The following is a 20360-nucleotide window of genomic DNA, read 5'->3' as shown; positions in this document are numbered from 1 at the left end:
ACGTTTCACGTTGTTTGTTTCGTTCAGTTTTCAAAGAACTACTTGGTCGCTCATTTGCGACTTCCTTATGTTAACATCTTCGTTTTTCAATGTCAACTAAGTTTTTCAATTTCTTTTTTGTCGTTTTTTGCGTTTCCGCATCAGCGACGGTTATTAATTTATCATATAATATCTACCAACGTCAACACTTTTTAATAAAAAGTTCTTTTTCTTACATAACGAATACATTCCTCTGCATTAGCGACTCTTCGAAACAAACAAAAAATGATTTTATATCTTTCTTCCATTGCCTTTTTTACAACGTCATGAATACGTTCATCTTCAAAATCAAATAAAAGTTCTTCTAACTCTCTCTTCAATATGTATTCCATTTCTTTTTTCTCTTCTTTCGTTAACATAAACCCAAGCAAATCATCACCTCAATCATTTCTTCCAGAGCAATAAACATTAAGCCCATTTTCATTTAACAAAATCCTACCATCCATTATATCCACTACTTACGATATTAATCCCTTGTTCTCTTTTTTATATTTACAGCATATATGTAACTGAAAAGGATTGGACAAAGGGGCGTAATATTATGTTTTTCTTTTTTATTACGAGTAAAAGAAACTTTAAACACATTAGCTTAATAGTGATACTTTCCTTATTTACAGCATGGCTACTCTTTTTGAAAACATATTCACACGAGTCTGCTTTTTCAACCGCTACAGGACCTAAAGTTATTTACAAAGGCGACACCTCTAAAAAACAAGTTGCATTCACGTTTGATATTAGTTGGGGAGACAAAAAAGCAATTCCAATCCTTGATACACTTAAAGAAAGAGATATTAAGAATGCAACCTTCTTCCTTTCTGCTGCATGGGCAGAAAGACACCCTGATGTTGTTGAACGCATCATAAAAGATGGACATGAAATCGGTAGTATGGGTTATAATTACACGTCCTACACTTCTCTAGAGGCAAATGAAATACGAAGAGATCTTCTGCGAGCACAAGATGTTTTTACAAAACTCGGCGTGAAACAAATTAAACTATTGCGTCCACCTAGTGGAGACTTTAACAAGGCAACACTTAAAATAGCAGAATCACTCGGATACACTGTCGTTCATTGGAGTAATAACTCAAACGATTGGAAAAACCCTGGCGTAAACAATATCGTTTCCACCGTCTCTAATAATCTAAAAGGTGGAGATATCGTCTTATTACATGCATCCGATTCTGCTCTTCAAACAAATAAAGCTTTACCACTGCTTCTACAGAAATTAAAGAGTGACGGCTATGAACAAATATCCGTATCACAACTTATTTCCAACACAAGTACGAAAAGTAAAGATGTCCAATAATTTTTCACACATAAAAAGCTCTACTACCTTTCGTTCAGGTAATAGAGCTTTTTTTATCCCGATATTTCCATTCGTACAACTACCCTGCGTAAAAACTCTCTTAATTAGGCCGACTTACTCGCCTTTCCAATTAAACGATGTAATATAAGTAACTGATATGCATTACATAATAAAAGTGGTATCACCATTAAATATAACCAATCTGTATCATTAATTCGAAGTGCTGGTACCCACTCAAGAATTGTTACAACGACCATAAAGAACAAAGCTGGCACAAATGCCTTTTTATTCGTTTCCTTACTTTTTATATAAGCAACGATGGCACCAAACATAAATAACACACCAGCAACAAGTATGTTATTCCCTAATGAAACTTCCCCATTTGCAATCAATACCGATCTTAAATACACAAAATCAAATAAAACGAATGCAATAAAGAAGAGCTGGACTATATTCCATAAAGAAGACGATCGAAACATTCCCAGTCCAAAACGGTGGATTGTTAAATAAGCAAAGAACCCCATTTGACTTATCACACTAAAAATAAATCCTACACCCATCAACCAGAAGGAGACCGCCAAAATTTCCTTTCCGTCGAAATTTTGAAAAAATTTAGCGTACTTGTCCCACTCTAAAACAAATCCAATAATGACTGTACTAACCCCACCAAGAAACAACGTCGTAAAAAATAGTCGTACCCACTTGCGGCTATTCACAACACATCCCCCATTATCCTTATATTTCTAATTAAATTGTATCAATGACAATTTCAAAAAGCTAGCCATGTTCATGTATAAATTCCTTAAAGATATTTATATTAAAAAGAGAGAACTGTGCTGAAAGGAGTTCCAACTTATGAAACGGATGCTGCTCGTTTTGACTTCTTCTTTTCTATTTCTTGTACTTGTAGCATGTGCACAAGAAAAAGAAGCAAAGTCCGAACTTGATTATGATCAAACGAAGAAAATGATTGTTGATATTTTAAAAACCGATCAAGGTAAGAAAGCCATTCAAGATGTGTTAACTGATGAAAAAATGAAACAAGCACTCATACTAGATGAAACAGTAGTAAAGAAAACGATTGAAGATGCAATGGTATCCGATAAAGGGCAACAATTCTGGGAAAAGCTCTTTAAAGACCCTGAGTTCTCATCGAAATTCGCTAAAAGTATGGGAAAAGAACAAACAGCCTTAATGAAAACATTACTAAAAGACCCTGAATACCAAGCAGGCGTCATGGAAATTATGAAAAACCCTGAAGTAGAAAAAATGATGTTACAAACGATGAAGAGCAAAGAATACCGTCAATATTTACAACAAGTACTAACAGAAACTGCTGAAAGCCCACTCTTCCAAGCTAAGATGATTGATATTATTAGTAAAGGTGTCCAAAAAGCCGAAAAAAGTGGTTCTGATAAAAAGGAAGCCGGCGGTGAAGGTGGTTCCTAAGAAGGTAAAAAGGAACAGCAGTAAAAATAATAACGATAATAATGAGTGGACAATATATGTATCATCCACTCATTATTATTTTATTTTTGCGCAACAGTTGTTTTATCAATTACCGTTTCAGCTATTGTGCGATAAATAAGACCTGTCGTATGCGTATCTTCATATACTGACGGCGCAAAATCTTCTTTATTCCAATCAGGTTGTTGAAGCGGGATTCGGCCAAGTACTTCTGTTTGAAGTTCTGTAGCTAGTTTATCTCCTCCACCTCTTCCAAACACATATTCTTTTTCGCCAGTTGTTTTACTTTTAAAATAAGCCATATTCTCAACAACACCAAGAATACTATGTTCTGTACGTAAAGCCATTGCTCCAGCACGTGCTGCTACAAATGCCGCTGTTGGATGCGGTGTTGTGACAATAATCTCTTTACAAGCTGGTAGCATCGAATGTAAGTCTAGCGCAACATCACCTGTACCTGGTGGTAAATCTAAAACTAAATAATCTAAATCGCCCCATTCTACTTCTGTAAAGAAATGATTTAACATTTTCCCAAGCATAGGTCCTCTCCAAATAACCGGTGCATTATCTTCTACAAAGAACCCCATTGAGATTACCTTTACACCTAGACGCTCCACTGGAATGATTTTATCTCCTCTTACTACAGGGCGTTTTTCTATCCCCATCATATCAGGTACGCTAAAACCATAAATATCGGCATCAATGATACCAACTTTTTTCCCTAGACGAGCTAGAGCAATAGCAAGATTAACAGAAACTGTTGATTTCCCTACTCCACCTTTTCCACTCGCCACTGCTAAAAATGTCGTTTTCGAATTTGGTGACAATAAAGATTCAGTTTGCTCTTCTTCTTGTTCTGGTGCAAACTGAGCTAATTCCTCTTCTGTAAATTCTGCAAAGCGAAGCCCTACTGTTGCTGCTCCTAGTTCTTTCACTAACTTTACAATTCCAGATTGCAATTGCATTTGTTCCGCTGTACCGGTTTTTACGATTGCAATTTTAACACTTACATGTTCCTTCTCAGGCTTGACTGTCACCTCTTTAATTGCCCCTGTTTCTTTTAACGTTTTATGTAAAAACGGATCTACAATCCCTTCTAACGCTTCCACTACTTGCTCTTTCGTTACCATAATTAGCCCAGCCCCCTGTATGAAAAATAACATAATGTTAATTAAATATATCTCTCTTTACTTTTGAAATAAATGCGTTTACATTTCCAGTATAACATATTTTCGGAAAACTTCGTTAACGAGAGAAACGCAAAAAAATCCTCCTTATTCTGGAGGATTTCCTTTTTCCGTGAAATAACGTAATATACCACGATATACTGCAGCTGCTACCTTTTGCTGATATTTCTCCGAATTTAACATATACCTTTCATTTACATTCGATAAAAAGCCAGCTTCAATTAAAGCGCCTGGTGTTTTCGCATACTTTAATAAATACACATGAGAAATTGTTTTAGCAGAACGATTTGTATTCTCTAAACTCGTTCTCAACTCAGCTTGTATAAATTTCGCAGCACGTTCATTTTCAATTGAAGAGCGGTAATAGAACGTTTGTGCGCCCTTCGATCCACTACTAGTTAAAGCATTTAAATGGATACTTGCAAAAAAGTCTACATCGGGTTTATTAATAATCTCTACACGTTTTTTTAAATCTTCTGCTTTACGTCTACTATATGACTTTGTATCTTTCTGGGCTAAATCATAATCTCCCTCACGCGTTAAAATAACTAGTGCACCTTGCTCTTGTAAATAATCTTGCACCTTCTTTGTGATCTCAAGCGTAATATCTTTTTCTACAATATCCTTGCCACCAACAGCCCCTCCGTCTGGTCCACCATGCCCAGCATCTAATACGATTACTTTCCCTGATAAGGGTAAATTCCAAGCTCGCCACGATTTTGTAATTTGAAATTCTTGTTTGACTAAAAAAAACAAAATAACCGCAGCGAGTGCAAAAGAGATAATTCGAATTCTCTTCATACCTTTCCTCCTCCAGCTAGTCCCTCTAATTACTTATATGGGACAAGAGGAAAGTTTATGCTTGTCTTAATGAAGCTTTAATCGATATCTTCTTTCACCTTTTTCATATCCTTCCTGCCACCATAAGCCGATAAACTGCTGGCAAGATTCAAAAAGTAATTCCTCATCTTGTAATTTAATTTCCCGCATAGTCATGCTCGTTAAAAATTGAAATAGTGTTTCCGTTAATTGTTGCTCTTCTTCTAAGGCCCTATATTTCACATCAAAGAACGATTCGCCATAATAGCCAAATTTACTATATCTCGCTCCTAATAAATACGATTCTATCCCTAATTCAATGCAGTAATCTTCATACTGACGATGAAGTTCCTGCATCTGAAAGGCATCTCTAATATTTGAACGTAATGTTTTTAATGATAATTCCCGCAGCATCTTCCGCTCATATTTCAACTGCTTTTCTTTTTGTTTTTCTTGTAAGCTGACAATGACATTCATAGTACTTATAAACCTCCCTAATACGTATTAGTCTAAACTTCTAAAGAAGAAGCATACGCGAGAGGATAGCACTAAAATATTCCAAACTACAAAAATTACAAAAGAGGAATGAAACATAAAAAAACCCCAACCAAAATGGTTGGGGTTTGTAGTTCGCAAAAATTAACGTTTTGAGAACTGAGGTGCACGACGTGCGCCTTTAAGACCGTATTTTTTACGCTCTTTCATACGTGCGTCACGAGTTAATAGACCTGCACGTTTTAGTGTTAGACGGTATTCTGGATCAGCTTTTAATAAAGCGCGAGAAATACCGTGACGAATAGCACCAGCTTGACCAGTGTATCCACCACCATTTACGTTTACAAGTACATCGTAGTTACCTAAAGTTTCTGTTGCAACTAGAGGTTGTTTCACTACTTCACGTAATGCAGCAAATGGGATATAGTTTTCAAAATCACGACCGTTAATGATAACGCGTCCTTCGCCTGGAACTAGGCGTACGCGCGCTACTGAACTCTTACGACGTCCAGTGCCATAGTATTGAACCTGTGCCAAAGTAAGCCCTCCTTTAATTGATTATCCGCGAAGTTCGTAAACTTCTGGTTTTTGTGCTTGGTGTGGATGCTCTGCTCCAGCATACACGTTTAGTTTCTTAGAAACTTGACGGCCTAAGCGTCCTTTTGGAAGCATGCCTTTAATTGCAAGCTCTAACATTTGTACAGGGTAGTTTGTACGCATTTCAAGAGCTGTTCTTTGTTTAAGTCCACCTGGGTGGTTAGTGTGACGGTAGTAAATTTTATCGTTTAATTTATTACCTGTTAAATGAATTTTCTCAGCGTTAATAATAATTACATGATCACCCGTGTCAACGTGTGGTGTAAATGTAGGTTTGTTTTTACCACGTAAAATGGATGCTACTTCACTAGCAAGGCGACCTAAAGTTTGACCTTCAGCATCAACCACATACCATTTACGCTCAACTTCGTTAGCTTTTGCCATAAAAGTCGTACGCATGTGTTTCCCTCCTCGTTATCTTTTCCATAGAAAAAATCTATTGTTTATCTTAAACACGATTTCCTTCCGGGGCTAATCGTGGTTTTAGAAACAATACCATATGTTATGATATACTTTTGAGTTTCTAATGTCAAGCAAATGTTACACCAGGATTAGTTGTTATAGTTTACCTGCCATAAATAAAGCCCATGACCAGGAGCCATCTTTCCAGCAAACTGACGATTTTGTTTCGCTAAAATCTCTGGAATGCTATCCGGATCAAGCTTTCCTTGCCCTACGCTCAGTAACGTACCAACAATAATCCTGACCATATTATATAAAAATCCATTACCTACAAAACGAAAAATTAATTCGTCGTCCTGCTCAATTAGCTCGATTTCATAAATTGTTCTCACTTTATCTTTTTTGTCAGTTTTTGCCGAACAAAAAGAAGTGAAATCATGCGTTCCAATAAAATAAGGGATCGCTTTTCTTATAGCGTTTATTTCGAGCGGATATGGATATTGATATACGTAATTTCTACGGAATACATCCGCAGTCTTTGATAATAATACACGATAACGATATTCTTTTCTCTCGACACCGTAACGTGCGTGAAATTCTTCTGTTTTTTTCTCTACCTGTGTGATAACAATATCATCTGGTAACATTGTGTTTAATGCATTGTTCCATTGCCACTCTTCAAGAGACAACGGTGTATCAAAGTGTATCACTTGTCCTTTAGCATGAACAGTAGAATCTGTTCTGCCCGATGCCTGAACACGGACAAGTTCCCCTTTATGCAATTTCTGTAAAGCTTTCTCTATTTCTTGTTGAACAGTACGATGCTGCGGTTGAATTTGATAACCACAAAAGTGCATGCCATCATATGCAACCGTACATTTTATTCTATCCATTTCTTTATTCTCCATTACGATCGCACCCATGCCAAAATACAAGCTAAACAAAGTAAGCTTATAATTGTTACTGTATCGCTTGTTTTCCAGCGTAGTTGCCTGAATTTAGTACGTCCTTCGCCACTTTGATATCCACGGGCTTCCATAGCAATTGCTAAGTCCTCTGCACGCTTAAAAGCACTGATGAATAGAGGAACGAGTAGTGAAATGATAGCTTTCATCCTATCTTTTATCGGTCCCCCTGCAAAATCAATACCACGTGACGATTGTGCCTTCATTATTTTACTCGTTTCATCCATTAATGTCGGGATAAAACGAAGAGAAATTGACATCATTAATGCGATTTCATGAACAGGAACTTTTATACGCTTCAACGGCTTTAATAACGTCTCCAAACCATCTGTAATCTCAATAGGTGTCGTCGTTAACGTTAATAATGTCGTCATTAAAATAATAACGAAGAATCGTATAGAAATGTATATTCCTTGCTCTAATCCTTTTTCATGTATCGAAAACCAACCAAGCTGGAATAGTACTTCCCCTTCTTTATTTGTTAAAATATGCAGGAAAAATGTAAAAAGAAAAATCCATAGAATTGGTTTTAAGCCCGAAAGTACATAACGAATCGGCACTTTTGCAAAAAATAAAGCAATGAGTGCATATAAAAATAAAAATCCATATGAAATCGCATTATTTGCTAAGAAAACAACAAATACATATAAAAAGACAATCAGCAGCTTCGTACGTGGATCAAGTTGATGAATAAGAGAATTCCCTGGAATATATCTTCCAATAATCAACTGCTGCATGATTCATGACCACCTTTTCGTAACACCTGCACAACTTCATGAGTAAGATCCTCTAAAGATAAGGTAGCCTTTGGGATTGAAATGCCAAACTTCTCTTCAATTGCACGTTTATACTTTAAAGACATAGGAAGGTCCACGCCAATTTTCTCTAGTTCATCAGCATGTGAAAATACTTCCTCTGCACTTCCTTGCAAAAAGACCGTTCCTTTATGCATGACTACAATCTGCTCGGCATATTTAGCAGCATCCTCCATATTATGCGTTACAAGGATAACTGTAAGGCCTTTCTCCTTATGTAGCTTATAAAACATCTCCATAAGTTCATTTTGCCCTTTTGGATCTAGTCCTGCTGTAGGTTCATCTAATACAAGCACTTCGGGTTCCATCGCTAATACGCCTGCTATCGCAACACGCCTCATTTGCCCACCACTTAACTCAAATGGTGAACGTAATAACAGTTCTGGTTCTAACCCTACAAGTTCAATTGCCTCTCTTGCCTTTTGCTTCGCTTCTTCTACAGATACACCAAAATTAGTAGGTCCGAAGCAAATATCTTTCTCTACAGTCTCTTCAAACAACTGATGTTCTGGGAATTGAAAGACAACCCCTACCTTTTTACGTAGTGGCTTTAGCTTTTTTTCTTTCTTTCCTGCCGAAATGAAATGTTCACCAATTTGAACTGTGCCATTTGTCGGCTGCAATAAACCATTTAAATGTTGAATCATCGTCGACTTACCTGAACCAGTATGACCGATAATGGCATAATAGCCCCCACTTGGAAACGACACGTCTACATCATAAAGTGCGCGTCTTTCAAATGGAGTTTTATGTTGATAACGATGTTCTACTTTTTGGAATGTAATCTCCAAAGTTCGTTCACCAAGCTTTCCATTGTAAGATGCGTATTTTGCAAGAGAATTTCATTTCTTTTTAATAATTCTGCTATTTTCACTGAAAATGGTACATCTAATCCAATTTCTTGGAGCATATGAGAGGACTTGAAAATTTGTTCTGGAGTCCCTTCCTCTAATATCTCTCCCTTATTTAAAATAATGACACGGTCTGACTGTGCCGCTTCTTCTAAATCATGCGTAATTGATAACACGGTAATACCTTTTCCATTAACAAGTTGTCTAACCGTTTCTACCACTTCACGTCTCCCTTGAGGGTCTAGCATTGACGTTGCTTCATCTAATATCAAAATAGATGGCTGAAGTGCTAAAACGCCTGCTATTGCTACTCGCTGCTTTTGCCCACCAGATAACGAATGTGGCTCATCATTAAGAAAATCTTCCATACGGACTAGTCGTAAGGCCTGATCTAATCTTTCTACCATTTGCTCTCTTGGCATTCCGATATTCTCTAAACCAAAGACAACGTCATCTTGCACTGTTGTTCCAACAAATTGATTATCTGGATTTTGAAATACCATCCCAATTTGTTTTCGAACATCCCATACCGTTTCCTCTGACAAAACCATTGTATCATTTACTGTAATTGTCCCTGCTTCCGGCAAAAACAAACCATTCAATAATTTTGCAAGTGTAGACTTCCCAGAACCGTTTTGTCCAATAACAGATACCCATTCACCTTCATATAAGGAGAATGAAACATCTTTTAATGCATAAGTGGCTGCACCAGGATATTGAAATGATATATTTTCTGTCCGAAGTTTCTCTTTTTTCAATACAAGGCACCCTTTCCTTCGCCAAGTAAGCCTATTTTTATATTTAAAAAAAAGGGCCATGACCAGTTTCTTGAAAAGAACTGTCCTGCCCTTTTAATTATCATTATACTAACTCGATAATTACCATTGGTGCTGCGTCTCCGCGACGTGGACCAATTTTTGCAATACGAGTGTATCCGCCTTGGCGCTCAGCATAGCGTGGAGCTACATCAGCGAATAGTTTTTGAAGTGCATCTTGACCAGTCTCAGCGTTAGCTACTTCATTGCGAATGAAAGCTGCTGCTTGACGACGAGCATGAAGATCTCCGCGTTTACCTAAAGTGATCATTTTTTCCACTACAGAACGAAGTTCTTTTGCACGAGTTTCTGTCGTTTGGATGCGCTCGTTGATAATTAAATCAGTAGCTAAGTCACGTAACATAGCTTTACGTTGCGCACTTGTACGGCCTAATTTTCTGTATGCCATTCGTAGTTCCCTCCTTTGTTGATGGGTTTAAATCCTCAGTCGTCTTTACGTAAACCTAAACCTAATTCCTCAAGTTTATGTTTAACTTCTTCTAAGGATTTACGTCCTAAGTTACGAACTTTCATCATATCTTCTTCTGTTTTGTTCGCAAGCTCTTGTACAGTATTAATTCCTGCACGTTTTAGGCAATTATAAGAACGAACAGAAAGGTCTAGTTCTTCGATAGTCATCTCAAGAACTTTCTCTTTTTGATCTTCTTCCTTCTCGACCATAATCTCAGCATTTTGTGCTTCATCAGTTAAACCAACAAAGATATTTAAATGCTCAGTTAAGATTTTGGCACCTAAAGAGATAGCTTCTTTTGGCCCGATGCTTCCATCCGTCCATACATCAAGCGTAAGCTTATCATAATTAGCCACTTGTCCGACACGTGTCTTTTCCACTTGGTAAGTCACACGTGATACTGGAGTATAAATAGAATCAATAGGAATTACTCCTATTGGTTGATCTTCGCTTTTATTTGCATCAGCTGGCGTATACCCACGGCCACGCTTTGCAGTTAAACGCACGCGGAAATGCGCATCTTTTGCTAACGTTGCAATGTGTAAATCTGGATTTAAGATTTCTACATCACTATCGTGAGTAATATCAGCAGCTGTGACAATACCTTCGCCCTGCACATCAATTTCCAACGTCTTCTCTTCTTCAGAGTAAATTTTAAGAGCTAACTTTTTCAAGTTTAAGATGATCGTTGTAACGTCTTCTACTACGCCCTCAACTGTTGAAAATTCATGTAATACGCCATCGATTTGGATAGCAGTAACAGCGGCACCAGGGAGTGAAGATAAAAGAATACGACGTAAGGAGTTACCCAACGTAGTACCATATCCACGCTCAAGCGGTTCAATTACGAATTTACCATATTTAGCATCTTCGTTAAGTTCAACCGTTTCGATTTTCGGCTTTTCGATTTCAATCATTAACTAAACCCTCCTTCAAAACGTCGAAACCCCGGTTAAACAAAGGTATAACCCCTGTCTAACCGAAAGTCCCCCTTAGGCAGTTCCCGATTGTGCACAACAAGCGATGTTTCTGTACGAAATTTCTCGATAATGCATCATATCCATTATAGACAAAAGGGAAAATTCTATACAGAAAAATTACACACGACGACGTTTTGGTGGACGACATCCATTATGAGGAACTGGAGTAACATCTCTAATTGCTGTTACTTCTAGACCTGCAGCTTGAAGAGCACGAATTGCAGCTTCACGACCAGCACCAGGACCTTTAACAGTAACCTCTAAAGTTTTTAAACCGTGCTCCATTGCAGCTTTAGCAGCAGTTTCAGCAGCCATTTGCGCAGCGAATGGAGTAGATTTACGAGATCCACGGAAACCAAGTGCACCAGCACTAGACCAAGAAAGCGCGTTACCGTGAGTATCTGTAAGTGTTACGATTGTGTTATTGAAAGTAGAACGAATATGAGCTACACCAGCTTCAATATTCTTTTTCACACGTTTTTTACGAGTGTTTGTTTTACGTGCCATTGTTAGTTCAACCTCCTTTACTTATTATTTCTTTTTATTTGCTACTGTACGACGTGGACCTTTACGTGTACGAGCATTGTTTTTAGAGTTTTGACCACGAACTGGTAAACCACGACGGTGACGAAGACCACGGTAAGAACCGATCTCCATTAGACGTTTGATGTTAAGAGATACTTCACGACGAAGGTCTCCCTCAACTTTAATACGATCGATGATATCACGGATACGTCCTAATTCGTCTTCCGTTAAATCACGAACTCGTGTTTCTTCAGAAACACCAGCTTCAGCAAGAATTTTTTCAGCAGTTGTGCGACCAATGCCGAATACGTAAGTTAAAGAAATAACAACGCGTTTGTCACGAGGAATATCTACACCTGCGATACGTGCCATTCCGAATGCACCTCCTTCTGATTAACCTTGTTTTTGTTTATGTTTAGGGTTTTCACAAATAACCATTACTTTTCCACGTCTACGAATAACTTTACATTTTTCGCAGATTGGTTTAACTGACGGTCTTACTTTCATGTCTCGAACCTCCTTAAAGATTACGGAGTGCTATATTATTTAAAACGGTACGTAATACGACCACGATTTAAATCGTACGGAGATAATTCTACCGTAACTTTGTCTCCTGGTAAAATACGAATGAAGTTCATACGGATTTTACCAGAAACGTGAGCCAATACGACATGCCCATTCTCTAATTCTACTTTGAACATAGCATTTGGCAACGTTTCAAGAACGGTACCTTCGACTTCAATTACATCATCTTTAGCCATTCAATAGTTCTCCCTTCTTCAAATCAGTAACATTTTACACTGCTCTGAAATCCCGGAGAGCCAGCTACTTATAAAGTGGTAAGGATTTCGTATCCTGCTTCTGTAAGAGCAATCGTGTGCTCAAAATGGGCACACCATTTACCATCTACCGTTACCACTGTCCAGTCATCAGATAGTGTTTTTACATATCGTCTTCCTTGATTCACCATCGGCTCAACACAGATGACCATTCCCGGCTTTAATCTAGGGCCTCTATTTGGTGGACCATAGTGCGGGATTTGAGGGTCCTCATGTAAGTCTTGCCCGATTCCGTGACCAACATACTCCCTAACGATCGAGAATCCATTCTCTTCAGCATGGGTTTGAACCGCATGTGAGATATTTGATAATCTCTCGCCTGGTTTTACTTGTTCTAGACCAAGATACAACGATTTTTCTGTGACATCAAGTAGCTTTTGAACAGATTCAGAAATGTTTCCAACTGGATACGTCCATGCAGAATCTCCATGGTACCCATTGTATTTCGCACCAATATCGATACTGATGATATCGCCCTCTTTGAGCTTGCGCTTCCCTGGAATTCCGTGTACAAGCTCTTCATTTACAGAAGCACATATGCTCCCCGGAAATCCGTTGTATCCTTTAAAAGATGGCGTAGCACCATATTTTTGAATCGTCTTTTCCGCTATTTGATCGAGCTCTTTCGTTGTAATTCCTGGAGTAATGTGCTGTTTTAACTCTTGATGAGTTAAAGCAACGATCCTGCCAGCTTCTCGCATGATTTCTATCTCGCGAGGAGTTTTGCAGATTATCATTACGCTAAGCCTCCGATGAGAACATCGATATCAGCAAATACTTTATTGATATCTTGCTCACCATTAATGCTTTGTAAGTAACCAAGCTCCTCGTAGAAATCAAGCAAAGGTTTAGTTTGCTTAATATTTACATCTAAGCGATTTGCTACAGTTTCTTCATTGTCATCAGAGCGTTGATATAATTCGCCACCACATTTATCGCACACGTCAGCTTTTGCTGGCGGATTGAATTCTAAGTGGTAAGTCGCACCGCACTCTTTACAAATGCGACGGCCTGTAAGGCGCTTTAATAACAACCCTGAATCCACATTAATGTTTAAAACATAGTCGATTTTTTTGCCAAGATCTTTCATAATCTCTTCAAGAGCTGATGCTTGTGCAACAGTTCGTGGGAAACCATCTAATAAGAAGCCTCTTACGCAGTCTTCTTGGCTTAAACGTTCACGAACGATTCCGATTGTAACTTCATCTGGAACAAGTGCACCTTTATCAATAAAAGATTTTGCTTGTAAACCCATTTCAGTTTCAGCCTTCATAGCTGCACGGAACATATCTCCTGTTGAGATGTGAGGGATGTTATACTTGGCAACAATCTGTTCGGCTTGTGTACCTTTACCAGCACCAGGAAGCCCCATTAAAATTAAGTTCATCCTTGTTCCCCCTCAGAGTACATGAGCATGTAGGGAAGACAATACTTCCCACTTACTCACTGCTTGATAAACCCTTTGTAATGGCGTTTTACCAGTTGGCTTTCTAGTTGCTTCATTGTTTCTAAAGCAACGCCGACAACGATTAACATACTCGTTCCACCGATCTGTGCAGATGGAGGAAGATTTCCCAGCTTCGTAAAGATAACTGGTAAGATTGCAATCGCTGCTAGGAAAATTGATCCTACAAAGGTCAAACGATACAAGATTTTTGTTAGATATTGTTCTGTATTCTTACCCGGACGAATACCTGGAACATATCCACCTTGTTTGTTTAGATTCTCTGACATTTGCTCTGGATTAACCTGAACAAACGCATAGAAATATGTGAAGGCTACAATGAGCGCAACATATATGATCATTCCCACTGGGTGAGAATAGTTAAAGTTTGCAATAATCCACTGCGATACATCATGTTTCGGGAAGAACTGTGCAATAGTCGGAGGCGTAATTAAGAATGAAACAGCAAAAATTACTGGAATAACACCAGCACTATTTACCTTAAGCGGTAAATGTGTGTTTTGTGCTCCAGCATAACCACCATTTCCTCCTGTTACACGCTTCGCATATTGAATTGGGATCTTTCTAACAGCCTGTTGAATGAAAATAACACCCACAATAACTGCTAACACAGCTAGTAAGATCAATGCAACTTTAACGATACTCATGAACAATTGATCTCCGATATTTTGAAACTGTTGCTGATACACTTGAGATATAACACTTGGGATCGCTGCGGCAATACCACCAAAGATTAGGATGGAAATACCATTACCTACACCTTTAGCTGTAATCTGTTCACCTAACCACATTAAAAATGCAGTACCAGCAGTCAGTACCGTAGCAATGTATAAATAAGTGCTCCAACCAGGATTCAAAATTAATTGTCCACCTACCATACCGTTAAAACCGATTGACATACCAAACCCCTGAATAAACGCAAGAACAATTGTAAAATAACGCGTGAATTGCGTTAATTTACGACGGCCCATTTCACCTTGCTTCGCCCATTCCGAAAATTTAGGAACAACATCCATCTGCAATAATTGCACGATGATGGATGCTGTAATATACGGCATGATTCCCATCGCAAAGATGGAGAAGTTTTTCAAGGCTCCACCGCCAAATGTATTTAGAATACCTAAAGCATTTAATTGATCTTGTGCCTTCAGTACGTCTCCATTTGTAAATGGCACGGGGATAAACGTGCCAATCCTGAATACGATTAACATCGCTAAAGTGAATAATATTTTACGTCTTATCTCAGCAACGCGCATAAAGTTGGAGATTGTACGAAACATTAGATCACCTCAACTGATCCGCCAGCTGCTTCAATTGCTTCTTTAGCACTTGAAGAGAACTTGTGCGCTTTAACAGTTAGTTTTTTCTCTACTGCGCCGCTTGCAAGAATTTTAACACCGTCGTTTAATTTGCTGATAACGCCAGTTTCCAGCAATAATTCAGGTGTTACTTCTGTACCATCTTCAAAACGATTTAACGTTGATAAGTTTACAATAGCAAACTCTTTACGGTTAATGTTTGTGAAGCCGCGTTTTGGTAAACGACGGAATAATGGAGTTTGACCACCTTCGAAGCCAAGACGAACACCGCCGCCAGAACGTGCGTTTTGTCCTTTATGACCTTTACCAGCAGTTTTACCGTTACCAGAACCGATACCACGACCGACACGGTTACGTACTTTACGAGAACCTTCTGCAGGTTTTAATTCATGAAGTTTCATTCCCAGGCACCTCCTTATATTAATGAGTTATCCTTAAGCTTCTTTTACAGTTACAAGGTGAGAAACTTTGTTGATCATACCAAGAATAGCAGGAGTTTCTTCCTTAACTACAGTTGAATTCAACTTTTTAAGACCTAAAGCTTCTACCGTCGCACGTTGATCTTGTGGACGACCAATTACACTACGAGTGAGGGTAATTTCTAACTTTTTCGCCATTTGTTTTCCCTCCTTAACCTAGTAGCTCTTCTACAGATTTACCGCGTAATTTTGCAACATCTTCAGCGCGCTTAAGTTCGCTTAATCCGTTCACAGTAGCGCGAATCATGTTGATTGGTGTGTTAGAACCAAGAGATTTCGAAAGAATATCTTGTACACCTGCTAATTCAAGGACCGCACGAACAGGTCCACCAGCAATAACACCAGTACCCTCAGCAGCAGGCTTTAAGAATACTTCACCAGCTCCAAAATGACCGTTGATTGTGTGTGGAATTGTTGTACCAACTAATGGTACAGCGATTAAGTTTTTCTTAGCGTCTTCGATAGCTTTGCGGATTGCGTCTGGTACCTCTTGTGCTTTACCAGTACCGAATCCAACATGACCGTTTTTATCGCCAACTACAACTAGTGCAGCAAAGCGGAAACGACGACCACCCTTAACAACTTTCGCGACACGATTTATCGTAACTACACGTTCTTCAAGTTCTAATTTACTTGGGTCAATGCGATGCATCAATTTTCCCTCCTTTGACCATTAAAATTGTAATCCAGCCTCACGAGCAGCTTCAGCTAGAGCTTTAACACGGCCATGGTATAAGTAACCACCGCGATCAAATACTACTTCTTTAACGCCTTTCTCTACAGCACGCTTAGCAACTGATTCTCCAACTTTCGTAGCAGCTTCAATATTGCTAGTACCGTTAAGAGCAAGGTCTTTATCAAGAGTAGATGCACTTACTAACGTTACACCATTTACATCATCAATAACTTGAGCGTAAATATGTTGGTTAGAACGGAACACGTTTAAACGTGGACGTTCTGCAGTACCAGTAAGTTTAGCACGTACACGCGCATGTCTTTTCTTACGAGTCGCATTTTTATCAGCTTTAGTGATCATTCTTGTCACTCCTTTCTCTCACCTAACGGGTTTACTTAGCAGTTTTACCTTCTTTACGACGAACAACTTCGCCTTCGTAACGAATACCTTTACCTTTGTAAGGCTCAGGAGCACGTACAGCACGGATGTTAGCAGCGAATTCGCCAACACGTTGCTTGTCGATACCTTTGATTACGATCTTAGTTGGTGCAGGTACTTCAACTTCAAGACCTGCTTCCGGAGTCATTTCTACTGGATGAGAATAACCTACGCTTAATACAAGTTTATCACCTTGTTTTTGAGCACGGTAACCAACACCGACTAATTCAAGTCCGCGTGCGAAACCTTCAGTTACACCTTCAACCATGTTTCCAATTAAAGCACGAGTTGTACCGTGTAATGCACGGTGTTCCTTCTGTTCAGATGGACGCTCAACTGTTAATGTATTCTCTTCAATTTTGATAAGCATATCAGCATTGAAAGTACGAGTTAATTCACCTTTAGGGCCTTTTACTGTTACAGTATTGTCTTCTGCAACTGTAATAGTAACACCTGCAGGGATTTCAAGAATCTTTTTACCAATACGAGACATGTGGTCACACCTCCGTTCGTTTTAAATATATATTACCAAACGTATGCTACTACTTCTCCACCAGTTTGTAATTGACGAGCGTCTTTGTCTGTCATTACTCCCTTAGATGTAGAAACAAGAGCGATACCTAATCCGTTAAGTACACGTGGTACTTCGTCAGCTTTAGCGTAAACGCGTAAGCCAGGTTTACTGATACGTTTTAATCCAGTGATTACACGTTCGTTGTTTGCACCATATTTCAGGAAAATACGAAGGATACCTTGTTTGTTATCCTCGATGTATTCTACATCACGAATGAAACCTTCACGTTTTAAAAGTTCAGCGATCTCTTTTTTGATTTTAGAAGCAGGAACCTCTAATTTCTCATGACGTACCATGTTCGCATTACGGATGCGAGTAAGCATGTCTGCAATTGGATCTGTCATCACCATGTGTTTTACCTCCTTCCCATTTGTGGGTTTTACCAACTAGCTTTTTTAACACCAGGAATTTGACCTTTATATGCAAGTTCACGGAAACAAATACGGCAAAGTTTAAATTTGCGGTATACAGAATGCGGACGACCGCAGCGTTCGCAACGTGTATACTCTTGTACTTTAAACTTAGGAGTACGCTTTTGTTTCGCAATCATAGATTTTTTAGCCACGTTTTCGCCTCCTCTACTTAGCGTTGGCTTCCATTATTTTTGGAATGGCATACCGAATTGTGTTAAAAGTTCACGAGCTTCTTCATCAGTGTTCGCTGTAGTAACGATTACGATGTCCATACCGCGGACTTTGCTTACTTTATCATAATCAATCTCAGGGAAAATAAGTTGCTCTTTAACACCTAATGTATAGTTTCCACGACCATCGAATGATTTCTTAGAAACACCACGGAAATCACGTACACGTGGTAAAGAAACTGATACTAATTTATCGAAGAACTCATACATTTGCTCGCCGCGTAAAGTTACTTTCGCACCGATTGGCATACCTTCACGAAGACGGAAACCAGCGATTGATTTTTTAGCACGAGTTACAACAGGTTTTTGACCTGCGATTTGTGTTAATTCTTCTACTGCGTTGTCTAAAGCTTTTGAGTTAGATACCGCGTCACCAACACCAGTGTTGATTACGATCTTTTCGATTTTTGGTACCTGCATTACAGATTTATAGTTAAACTTGCTCATTAGAGCAGGAGTAATTTCCTTTTGGAACTTCTCTTTAAGGCGATTCAATGAAGTGACCTCCTTTCTTAAGAAAATTATTTATCTAATAATTCACCAGATTTTTTTGCAATACGAACTTTTTTACCATCTTCTACCTTGAAGCCTACGCGAGTAGGTTCACCTGTTTTCGGATCTAAAATCATAACGTTAGAAACGTGAATAGGTGCCTCTTTAGTAATAATTCCACCTTGTGGATTTAATTGAGATGGCTTAGAGTGCTTCTTAACGATGTTAACACCCTCAACGATAACACGGTTTTGCTTTGGGAAAGCCACAAGGATAACGCCTTGTTTTCCTTTGTCTTTACCAGTGATTACCTGTACTTTATCACCTTTTTTTACATGCATCTTAATTCTGCACCTCCTTAGCAAGGCAATACCTTAAATTATAGAACTTCTGGAGCTAAAGAAACGATCTTCATGAAGTTGCTATCACGTAATTCACGAGCTACTGGTCCGAAGATACGAGTACCACGTGGGCTCTTATCGTCTTTAATGATAACCGCTGCGTTTTCATCAAATTTGATGTAAGAACCATCCGGACGACGAGCACCGCTCTTCGTACGTACTACTACTGCTTTAACAACGTCACCTTTTTTAACAACGCCACCTGGTGTTGCTTGTTTTACCGTAGCAACGATAATGTCACCAATGTTAGCATATTTACGACCAGAGCCGCCTAATACTTTAATTGTTAAAAGTTCACGTGCACCAGAGTTGTCAGCAACTTTCAAACGAGATTCTTGTTGGATCATGTTATGAAACCTCCCTTCGGACTAAAAATTCCGATTCGTCTATTTAGATAATAACCGCTTCTTCAACGATTTCAACTAAACGGAAACGCTTAGTAGCAGAAAGCGGGCGAGTTTCCATGATTTTTACGATATCGCCAAGTTTCGCTTGGTTTTGCTCATCATGGGCTTTGTACTTCTTAGAATACTTAACACGTTTTCCGTACAAGGAATGAGTTTTGTAAGTTTCAACTAAAACTGTAATCGTTTTGTCCATTTTGTCAGACACTACACGACCAGTATAAACTTTGCGTTGGTTACGTTCGCTCACTATGCAAACCTCCCCTCAATTTATCGATTAATTCCGATCTCTCTTTCACGAACTACAGTTTTCATACGAGCAATTGCCTTACGCACTTCACGAATGCGAGTTGGATTCTCTAATTGTCCTGTAGCAAGTTGGAAGCGAAGATTAAACAACTCTTCCTTTAAAGCTTTAACTTTTGTTTCGATTTCGGCAGTGGTTAATTCACGAATATCATTAGTTTTCATTAGATTCACCACCATTTTCTTCACGTTTTACGAATTTACATTTCACAGGTAACTTGTGAGCTGCAAGACGTAATGCTTCGCGTGCTACCTCTTCAGATACACCCGCGATTTCGAACATAATTTTCCCAGGTTTTACTACTGCTACCCAGCCTTCTGGTGCCCCTTTACCGGAACCCATACGTACTTCTAGAGGTTTTGCAGTGTAAGGTTTAGAAGGGAAAATTTTAATCCATACTTTACCGCCACGTTTCATGTAACGAGTCATTGCACGACGAGCAGCTTCGATTTGACGGTTTGTAATCCATGAAGCAGCTTGTGCTTGTAAACCGAATTCACCGAAAGCTACTTCAGTTCCACCTTTAGCACGACCACGCATTTTACCACGATGCTCTCTACGATATTTTACGCGTTTTGGCATTAACAT

The 20360-nt window shown here is 38.8% G+C and carries 35 protein-coding genes; 2 read left to right on the top strand and 33 right to left on the bottom strand.

All coding sequences use genetic code 11. The features are described from left to right. Window positions 1-191: 191 nt before the first annotated feature. The gene (locus PDQ68_RS23005) at window positions 192-410 is read right to left on the bottom strand and encodes a hypothetical protein (RefSeq protein ID WP_000900296.1); all 219 of its coding nucleotides are present in this window, start codon (window positions 408-410) and stop codon (window positions 192-194) included. Window positions 411-580: 170 nt separating this feature from the next. Here PDQ68_RS23005 and pdaB point away from each other — a divergent pair, with 170 nt between their 5' ends. Further along, window positions 581-1345 (top strand): polysaccharide deacetylase family sporulation protein PdaB, encoded by a 765-nt coding sequence (pdaB, locus tag PDQ68_RS23000; protein ID WP_000464707.1) that lies wholly within the window; start codon window positions 581-583, stop codon window positions 1343-1345. Between the two features lie 104 nt (window positions 1346-1449). On the opposite strand, the gene kbaA is transcribed toward pdaB, so the two are convergent. Next, entirely contained in the window at window positions 1450-2061 is a 612-nt protein-coding gene (gene kbaA / locus PDQ68_RS22995) for a KinB signaling pathway activation protein KbaA (RefSeq protein WP_016716249.1), read from the bottom strand. A gap of 139 nt (window positions 2062-2200) precedes the next feature. Between kbaA and gerD the strand changes: the two genes are divergently transcribed. Beyond that, on the top strand, window positions 2201-2794 hold the full coding sequence (gene gerD / locus PDQ68_RS22990; RefSeq protein ID WP_061183202.1) for a spore germination protein GerD: 594 nt from the start codon (window positions 2201-2203) through the stop codon (window positions 2792-2794). Window positions 2795-2874: 80 nt separating this feature from the next. Here the strand turns inward: gerD and PDQ68_RS22985 are convergent, their stop codons facing one another. The 31 genes from PDQ68_RS22985 to rplP form a co-directional block, all read right to left on the bottom strand. Then, window positions 2875-3942, bottom strand: coding sequence for an Mrp/NBP35 family ATP-binding protein (locus PDQ68_RS22985; protein ID WP_061183203.1), 1068 nt, complete (start codon window positions 3940-3942; stop codon window positions 2875-2877). Between the two features lie 144 nt (window positions 3943-4086). Next, a complete protein-coding gene (gene cwlD / locus PDQ68_RS22980) occupies window positions 4087-4800 on the bottom strand; it encodes an N-acetylmuramoyl-L-alanine amidase CwlD (protein ID WP_000822436.1) in 714 nt (237 codons plus the stop codon). Window positions 4801-4866: 66 nt separating this feature from the next. Then, window positions 4867-5295 carry a YbaK family protein gene (locus PDQ68_RS22975; protein WP_001101006.1) on the bottom strand — a complete coding sequence of 143 codons (429 nt, stop codon included), beginning with the start codon at window positions 5293-5295 and terminating at the stop codon, window positions 4867-4869. A gap of 162 nt (window positions 5296-5457) precedes the next feature. After that, the gene (rpsI, locus tag PDQ68_RS22970; RefSeq protein WP_000079986.1) at window positions 5458-5850 is read right to left on the bottom strand and encodes a 30S ribosomal protein S9; all 393 of its coding nucleotides are present in this window, start codon (window positions 5848-5850) and stop codon (window positions 5458-5460) included. A 21-nt stretch (window positions 5851-5871) separates the two neighbouring features. Continuing rightward, window positions 5872-6309, bottom strand: coding sequence for a 50S ribosomal protein L13 (gene rplM, locus PDQ68_RS22965; RefSeq protein WP_001260793.1), 438 nt, complete (start codon window positions 6307-6309; stop codon window positions 5872-5874). A 152-nt stretch (window positions 6310-6461) separates the two neighbouring features. Further along, the gene (truA, locus tag PDQ68_RS22960) at window positions 6462-7205 is read right to left on the bottom strand and encodes a tRNA pseudouridine(38-40) synthase TruA (RefSeq protein ID WP_011039908.1); all 744 of its coding nucleotides are present in this window, start codon (window positions 7203-7205) and stop codon (window positions 6462-6464) included. Between the two features lie 14 nt (window positions 7206-7219). Then, window positions 7220-8014 (bottom strand): energy-coupling factor transporter transmembrane component T family protein, encoded by a 795-nt coding sequence (locus tag PDQ68_RS22955; protein ID WP_001186536.1) that lies wholly within the window; start codon window positions 8012-8014, stop codon window positions 7220-7222. Next, window positions 8002-8883: an energy-coupling factor ABC transporter ATP-binding protein gene (locus tag PDQ68_RS22950; RefSeq protein WP_061183204.1), complete on the bottom strand. Its 882-nt coding sequence runs from the start codon at window positions 8881-8883 to the stop codon at window positions 8002-8004. Before PDQ68_RS22950 ends, PDQ68_RS22955 begins: the two co-directional genes overlap by 13 nt. Then, window positions 8859-9701 carry an energy-coupling factor ABC transporter ATP-binding protein gene (locus tag PDQ68_RS22945; RefSeq protein WP_061183205.1) on the bottom strand — a complete coding sequence of 281 codons (843 nt, stop codon included), beginning with the start codon at window positions 9699-9701 and terminating at the stop codon, window positions 8859-8861. Before PDQ68_RS22945 ends, PDQ68_RS22950 begins: the two co-directional genes overlap by 25 nt. A 103-nt stretch (window positions 9702-9804) precedes the next feature. Then, window positions 9805-10167 carry a 50S ribosomal protein L17 gene (rplQ, locus tag PDQ68_RS22940; RefSeq protein ID WP_000331490.1) on the bottom strand — a complete coding sequence of 121 codons (363 nt, stop codon included), beginning with the start codon at window positions 10165-10167 and terminating at the stop codon, window positions 9805-9807. A 35-nt stretch (window positions 10168-10202) separates the two neighbouring features. Then, entirely contained in the window at window positions 10203-11147 is a 945-nt protein-coding gene (locus PDQ68_RS22935) for a DNA-directed RNA polymerase subunit alpha (protein ID WP_000569643.1), read from the bottom strand. A gap of 180 nt (window positions 11148-11327) precedes the next feature. Beyond that, window positions 11328-11717, bottom strand: a complete 390-nt coding sequence (rpsK, locus tag PDQ68_RS22930; protein WP_000101799.1) for a 30S ribosomal protein S11 — start codon at window positions 11715-11717, stop codon at window positions 11328-11330. Between the two features lie 24 nt (window positions 11718-11741). Beyond that, on the bottom strand, window positions 11742-12107 hold the full coding sequence (gene rpsM, locus PDQ68_RS22925; protein WP_000090789.1) for a 30S ribosomal protein S13: 366 nt from the start codon (window positions 12105-12107) through the stop codon (window positions 11742-11744). 21 nt (window positions 12108-12128) lie between these two features. Next, window positions 12129-12242 (bottom strand): 50S ribosomal protein L36, encoded by a 114-nt coding sequence (gene rpmJ / locus PDQ68_RS22920; protein WP_000868344.1) that lies wholly within the window; start codon window positions 12240-12242, stop codon window positions 12129-12131. Between the two features lie 35 nt (window positions 12243-12277). Next, entirely contained in the window at window positions 12278-12496 is a 219-nt protein-coding gene (gene infA, locus PDQ68_RS22915) for a translation initiation factor IF-1 (RefSeq protein WP_001029884.1), read from the bottom strand. A gap of 68 nt (window positions 12497-12564) precedes the next feature. Continuing rightward, window positions 12565-13311 carry a type I methionyl aminopeptidase gene (map, locus tag PDQ68_RS22910; RefSeq protein ID WP_000582539.1) on the bottom strand — a complete coding sequence of 249 codons (747 nt, stop codon included), beginning with the start codon at window positions 13309-13311 and terminating at the stop codon, window positions 12565-12567. Then, window positions 13311-13961, bottom strand: a complete 651-nt coding sequence (locus PDQ68_RS22905) for an adenylate kinase (protein WP_001048996.1) — start codon at window positions 13959-13961, stop codon at window positions 13311-13313. Before PDQ68_RS22905 ends, map begins: the two co-directional genes overlap by 1 nt. Before the next feature lie 56 nt (window positions 13962-14017). Continuing rightward, window positions 14018-15319 carry a preprotein translocase subunit SecY gene (secY, locus tag PDQ68_RS22900; RefSeq protein ID WP_000490114.1) on the bottom strand — a complete coding sequence of 434 codons (1302 nt, stop codon included), beginning with the start codon at window positions 15317-15319 and terminating at the stop codon, window positions 14018-14020. Further along, window positions 15319-15759 (bottom strand): 50S ribosomal protein L15, encoded by a 441-nt coding sequence (rplO, locus tag PDQ68_RS22895; protein ID WP_000766080.1) that lies wholly within the window; start codon window positions 15757-15759, stop codon window positions 15319-15321. The genes secY and rplO overlap by 1 nt, the downstream gene beginning before the upstream one ends. Window positions 15760-15792: 33 nt before the next feature. Continuing rightward, window positions 15793-15975, bottom strand: a complete 183-nt coding sequence (rpmD, locus tag PDQ68_RS22890; RefSeq protein ID WP_001085234.1) for a 50S ribosomal protein L30 — start codon at window positions 15973-15975, stop codon at window positions 15793-15795. Between the two features lie 13 nt (window positions 15976-15988). Next, window positions 15989-16489 carry a 30S ribosomal protein S5 gene (gene rpsE, locus PDQ68_RS22885; protein WP_000554646.1) on the bottom strand — a complete coding sequence of 167 codons (501 nt, stop codon included), beginning with the start codon at window positions 16487-16489 and terminating at the stop codon, window positions 15989-15991. 21 nt (window positions 16490-16510) lie between these two features. Continuing rightward, entirely contained in the window at window positions 16511-16873 is a 363-nt protein-coding gene (gene rplR, locus PDQ68_RS22880; RefSeq protein ID WP_000628816.1) for a 50S ribosomal protein L18, read from the bottom strand. Between the two features lie 31 nt (window positions 16874-16904). Then, window positions 16905-17444: a 50S ribosomal protein L6 gene (gene rplF, locus PDQ68_RS22875; protein ID WP_000086558.1), complete on the bottom strand. Its 540-nt coding sequence runs from the start codon at window positions 17442-17444 to the stop codon at window positions 16905-16907. A 32-nt stretch (window positions 17445-17476) separates the two neighbouring features. Beyond that, the gene (gene rpsH / locus PDQ68_RS22870; protein WP_000245511.1) at window positions 17477-17875 is read right to left on the bottom strand and encodes a 30S ribosomal protein S8; all 399 of its coding nucleotides are present in this window, start codon (window positions 17873-17875) and stop codon (window positions 17477-17479) included. A 29-nt stretch (window positions 17876-17904) separates the two neighbouring features. After that, complete coding sequence (gene rpsN / locus PDQ68_RS22865) at window positions 17905-18090, bottom strand: 30S ribosomal protein S14 (protein WP_001085700.1); 186 nt, start codon at window positions 18088-18090, stop codon at window positions 17905-17907. Between the two features lie 33 nt (window positions 18091-18123). Beyond that, the gene (gene rplE / locus PDQ68_RS22860; protein WP_001080827.1) at window positions 18124-18663 is read right to left on the bottom strand and encodes a 50S ribosomal protein L5; all 540 of its coding nucleotides are present in this window, start codon (window positions 18661-18663) and stop codon (window positions 18124-18126) included. Window positions 18664-18689: 26 nt separating this feature from the next. Further along, the gene (gene rplX, locus PDQ68_RS22855; RefSeq protein ID WP_000558200.1) at window positions 18690-19001 is read right to left on the bottom strand and encodes a 50S ribosomal protein L24; all 312 of its coding nucleotides are present in this window, start codon (window positions 18999-19001) and stop codon (window positions 18690-18692) included. Window positions 19002-19039: 38 nt separating this feature from the next. Then, window positions 19040-19408 (bottom strand): 50S ribosomal protein L14, encoded by a 369-nt coding sequence (rplN, locus tag PDQ68_RS22850; protein WP_000615912.1) that lies wholly within the window; start codon window positions 19406-19408, stop codon window positions 19040-19042. A 43-nt stretch (window positions 19409-19451) separates the two neighbouring features. Further along, entirely contained in the window at window positions 19452-19715 is a 264-nt protein-coding gene (gene rpsQ / locus PDQ68_RS22845) for a 30S ribosomal protein S17 (RefSeq protein ID WP_000004106.1), read from the bottom strand. 20 nt (window positions 19716-19735) lie between these two features. Beyond that, window positions 19736-19936, bottom strand: coding sequence for a 50S ribosomal protein L29 (gene rpmC, locus PDQ68_RS22840; RefSeq protein ID WP_000855718.1), 201 nt, complete (start codon window positions 19934-19936; stop codon window positions 19736-19738). Further along, window positions 19926-20360: a 50S ribosomal protein L16 gene (gene rplP / locus PDQ68_RS22835; RefSeq protein ID WP_000928971.1), complete on the bottom strand. Its 435-nt coding sequence runs from the start codon at window positions 20358-20360 to the stop codon at window positions 19926-19928. The genes rpmC and rplP overlap by 11 nt, the downstream gene beginning before the upstream one ends.

Origin of the sequence: Bacillus cereus group sp. Bc010, from assembly GCF_027716745.1 — a bacterium.
GTDB classification, from domain to species: Bacteria; Bacillota; Bacilli; order Bacillales; family Bacillaceae_G; genus Bacillus_A; species Bacillus_A pacificus.
The sequence above is the reverse complement of the archived record's forward strand: the minus strand, read 5'-3'. Positions and strand labels throughout refer to the sequence as shown.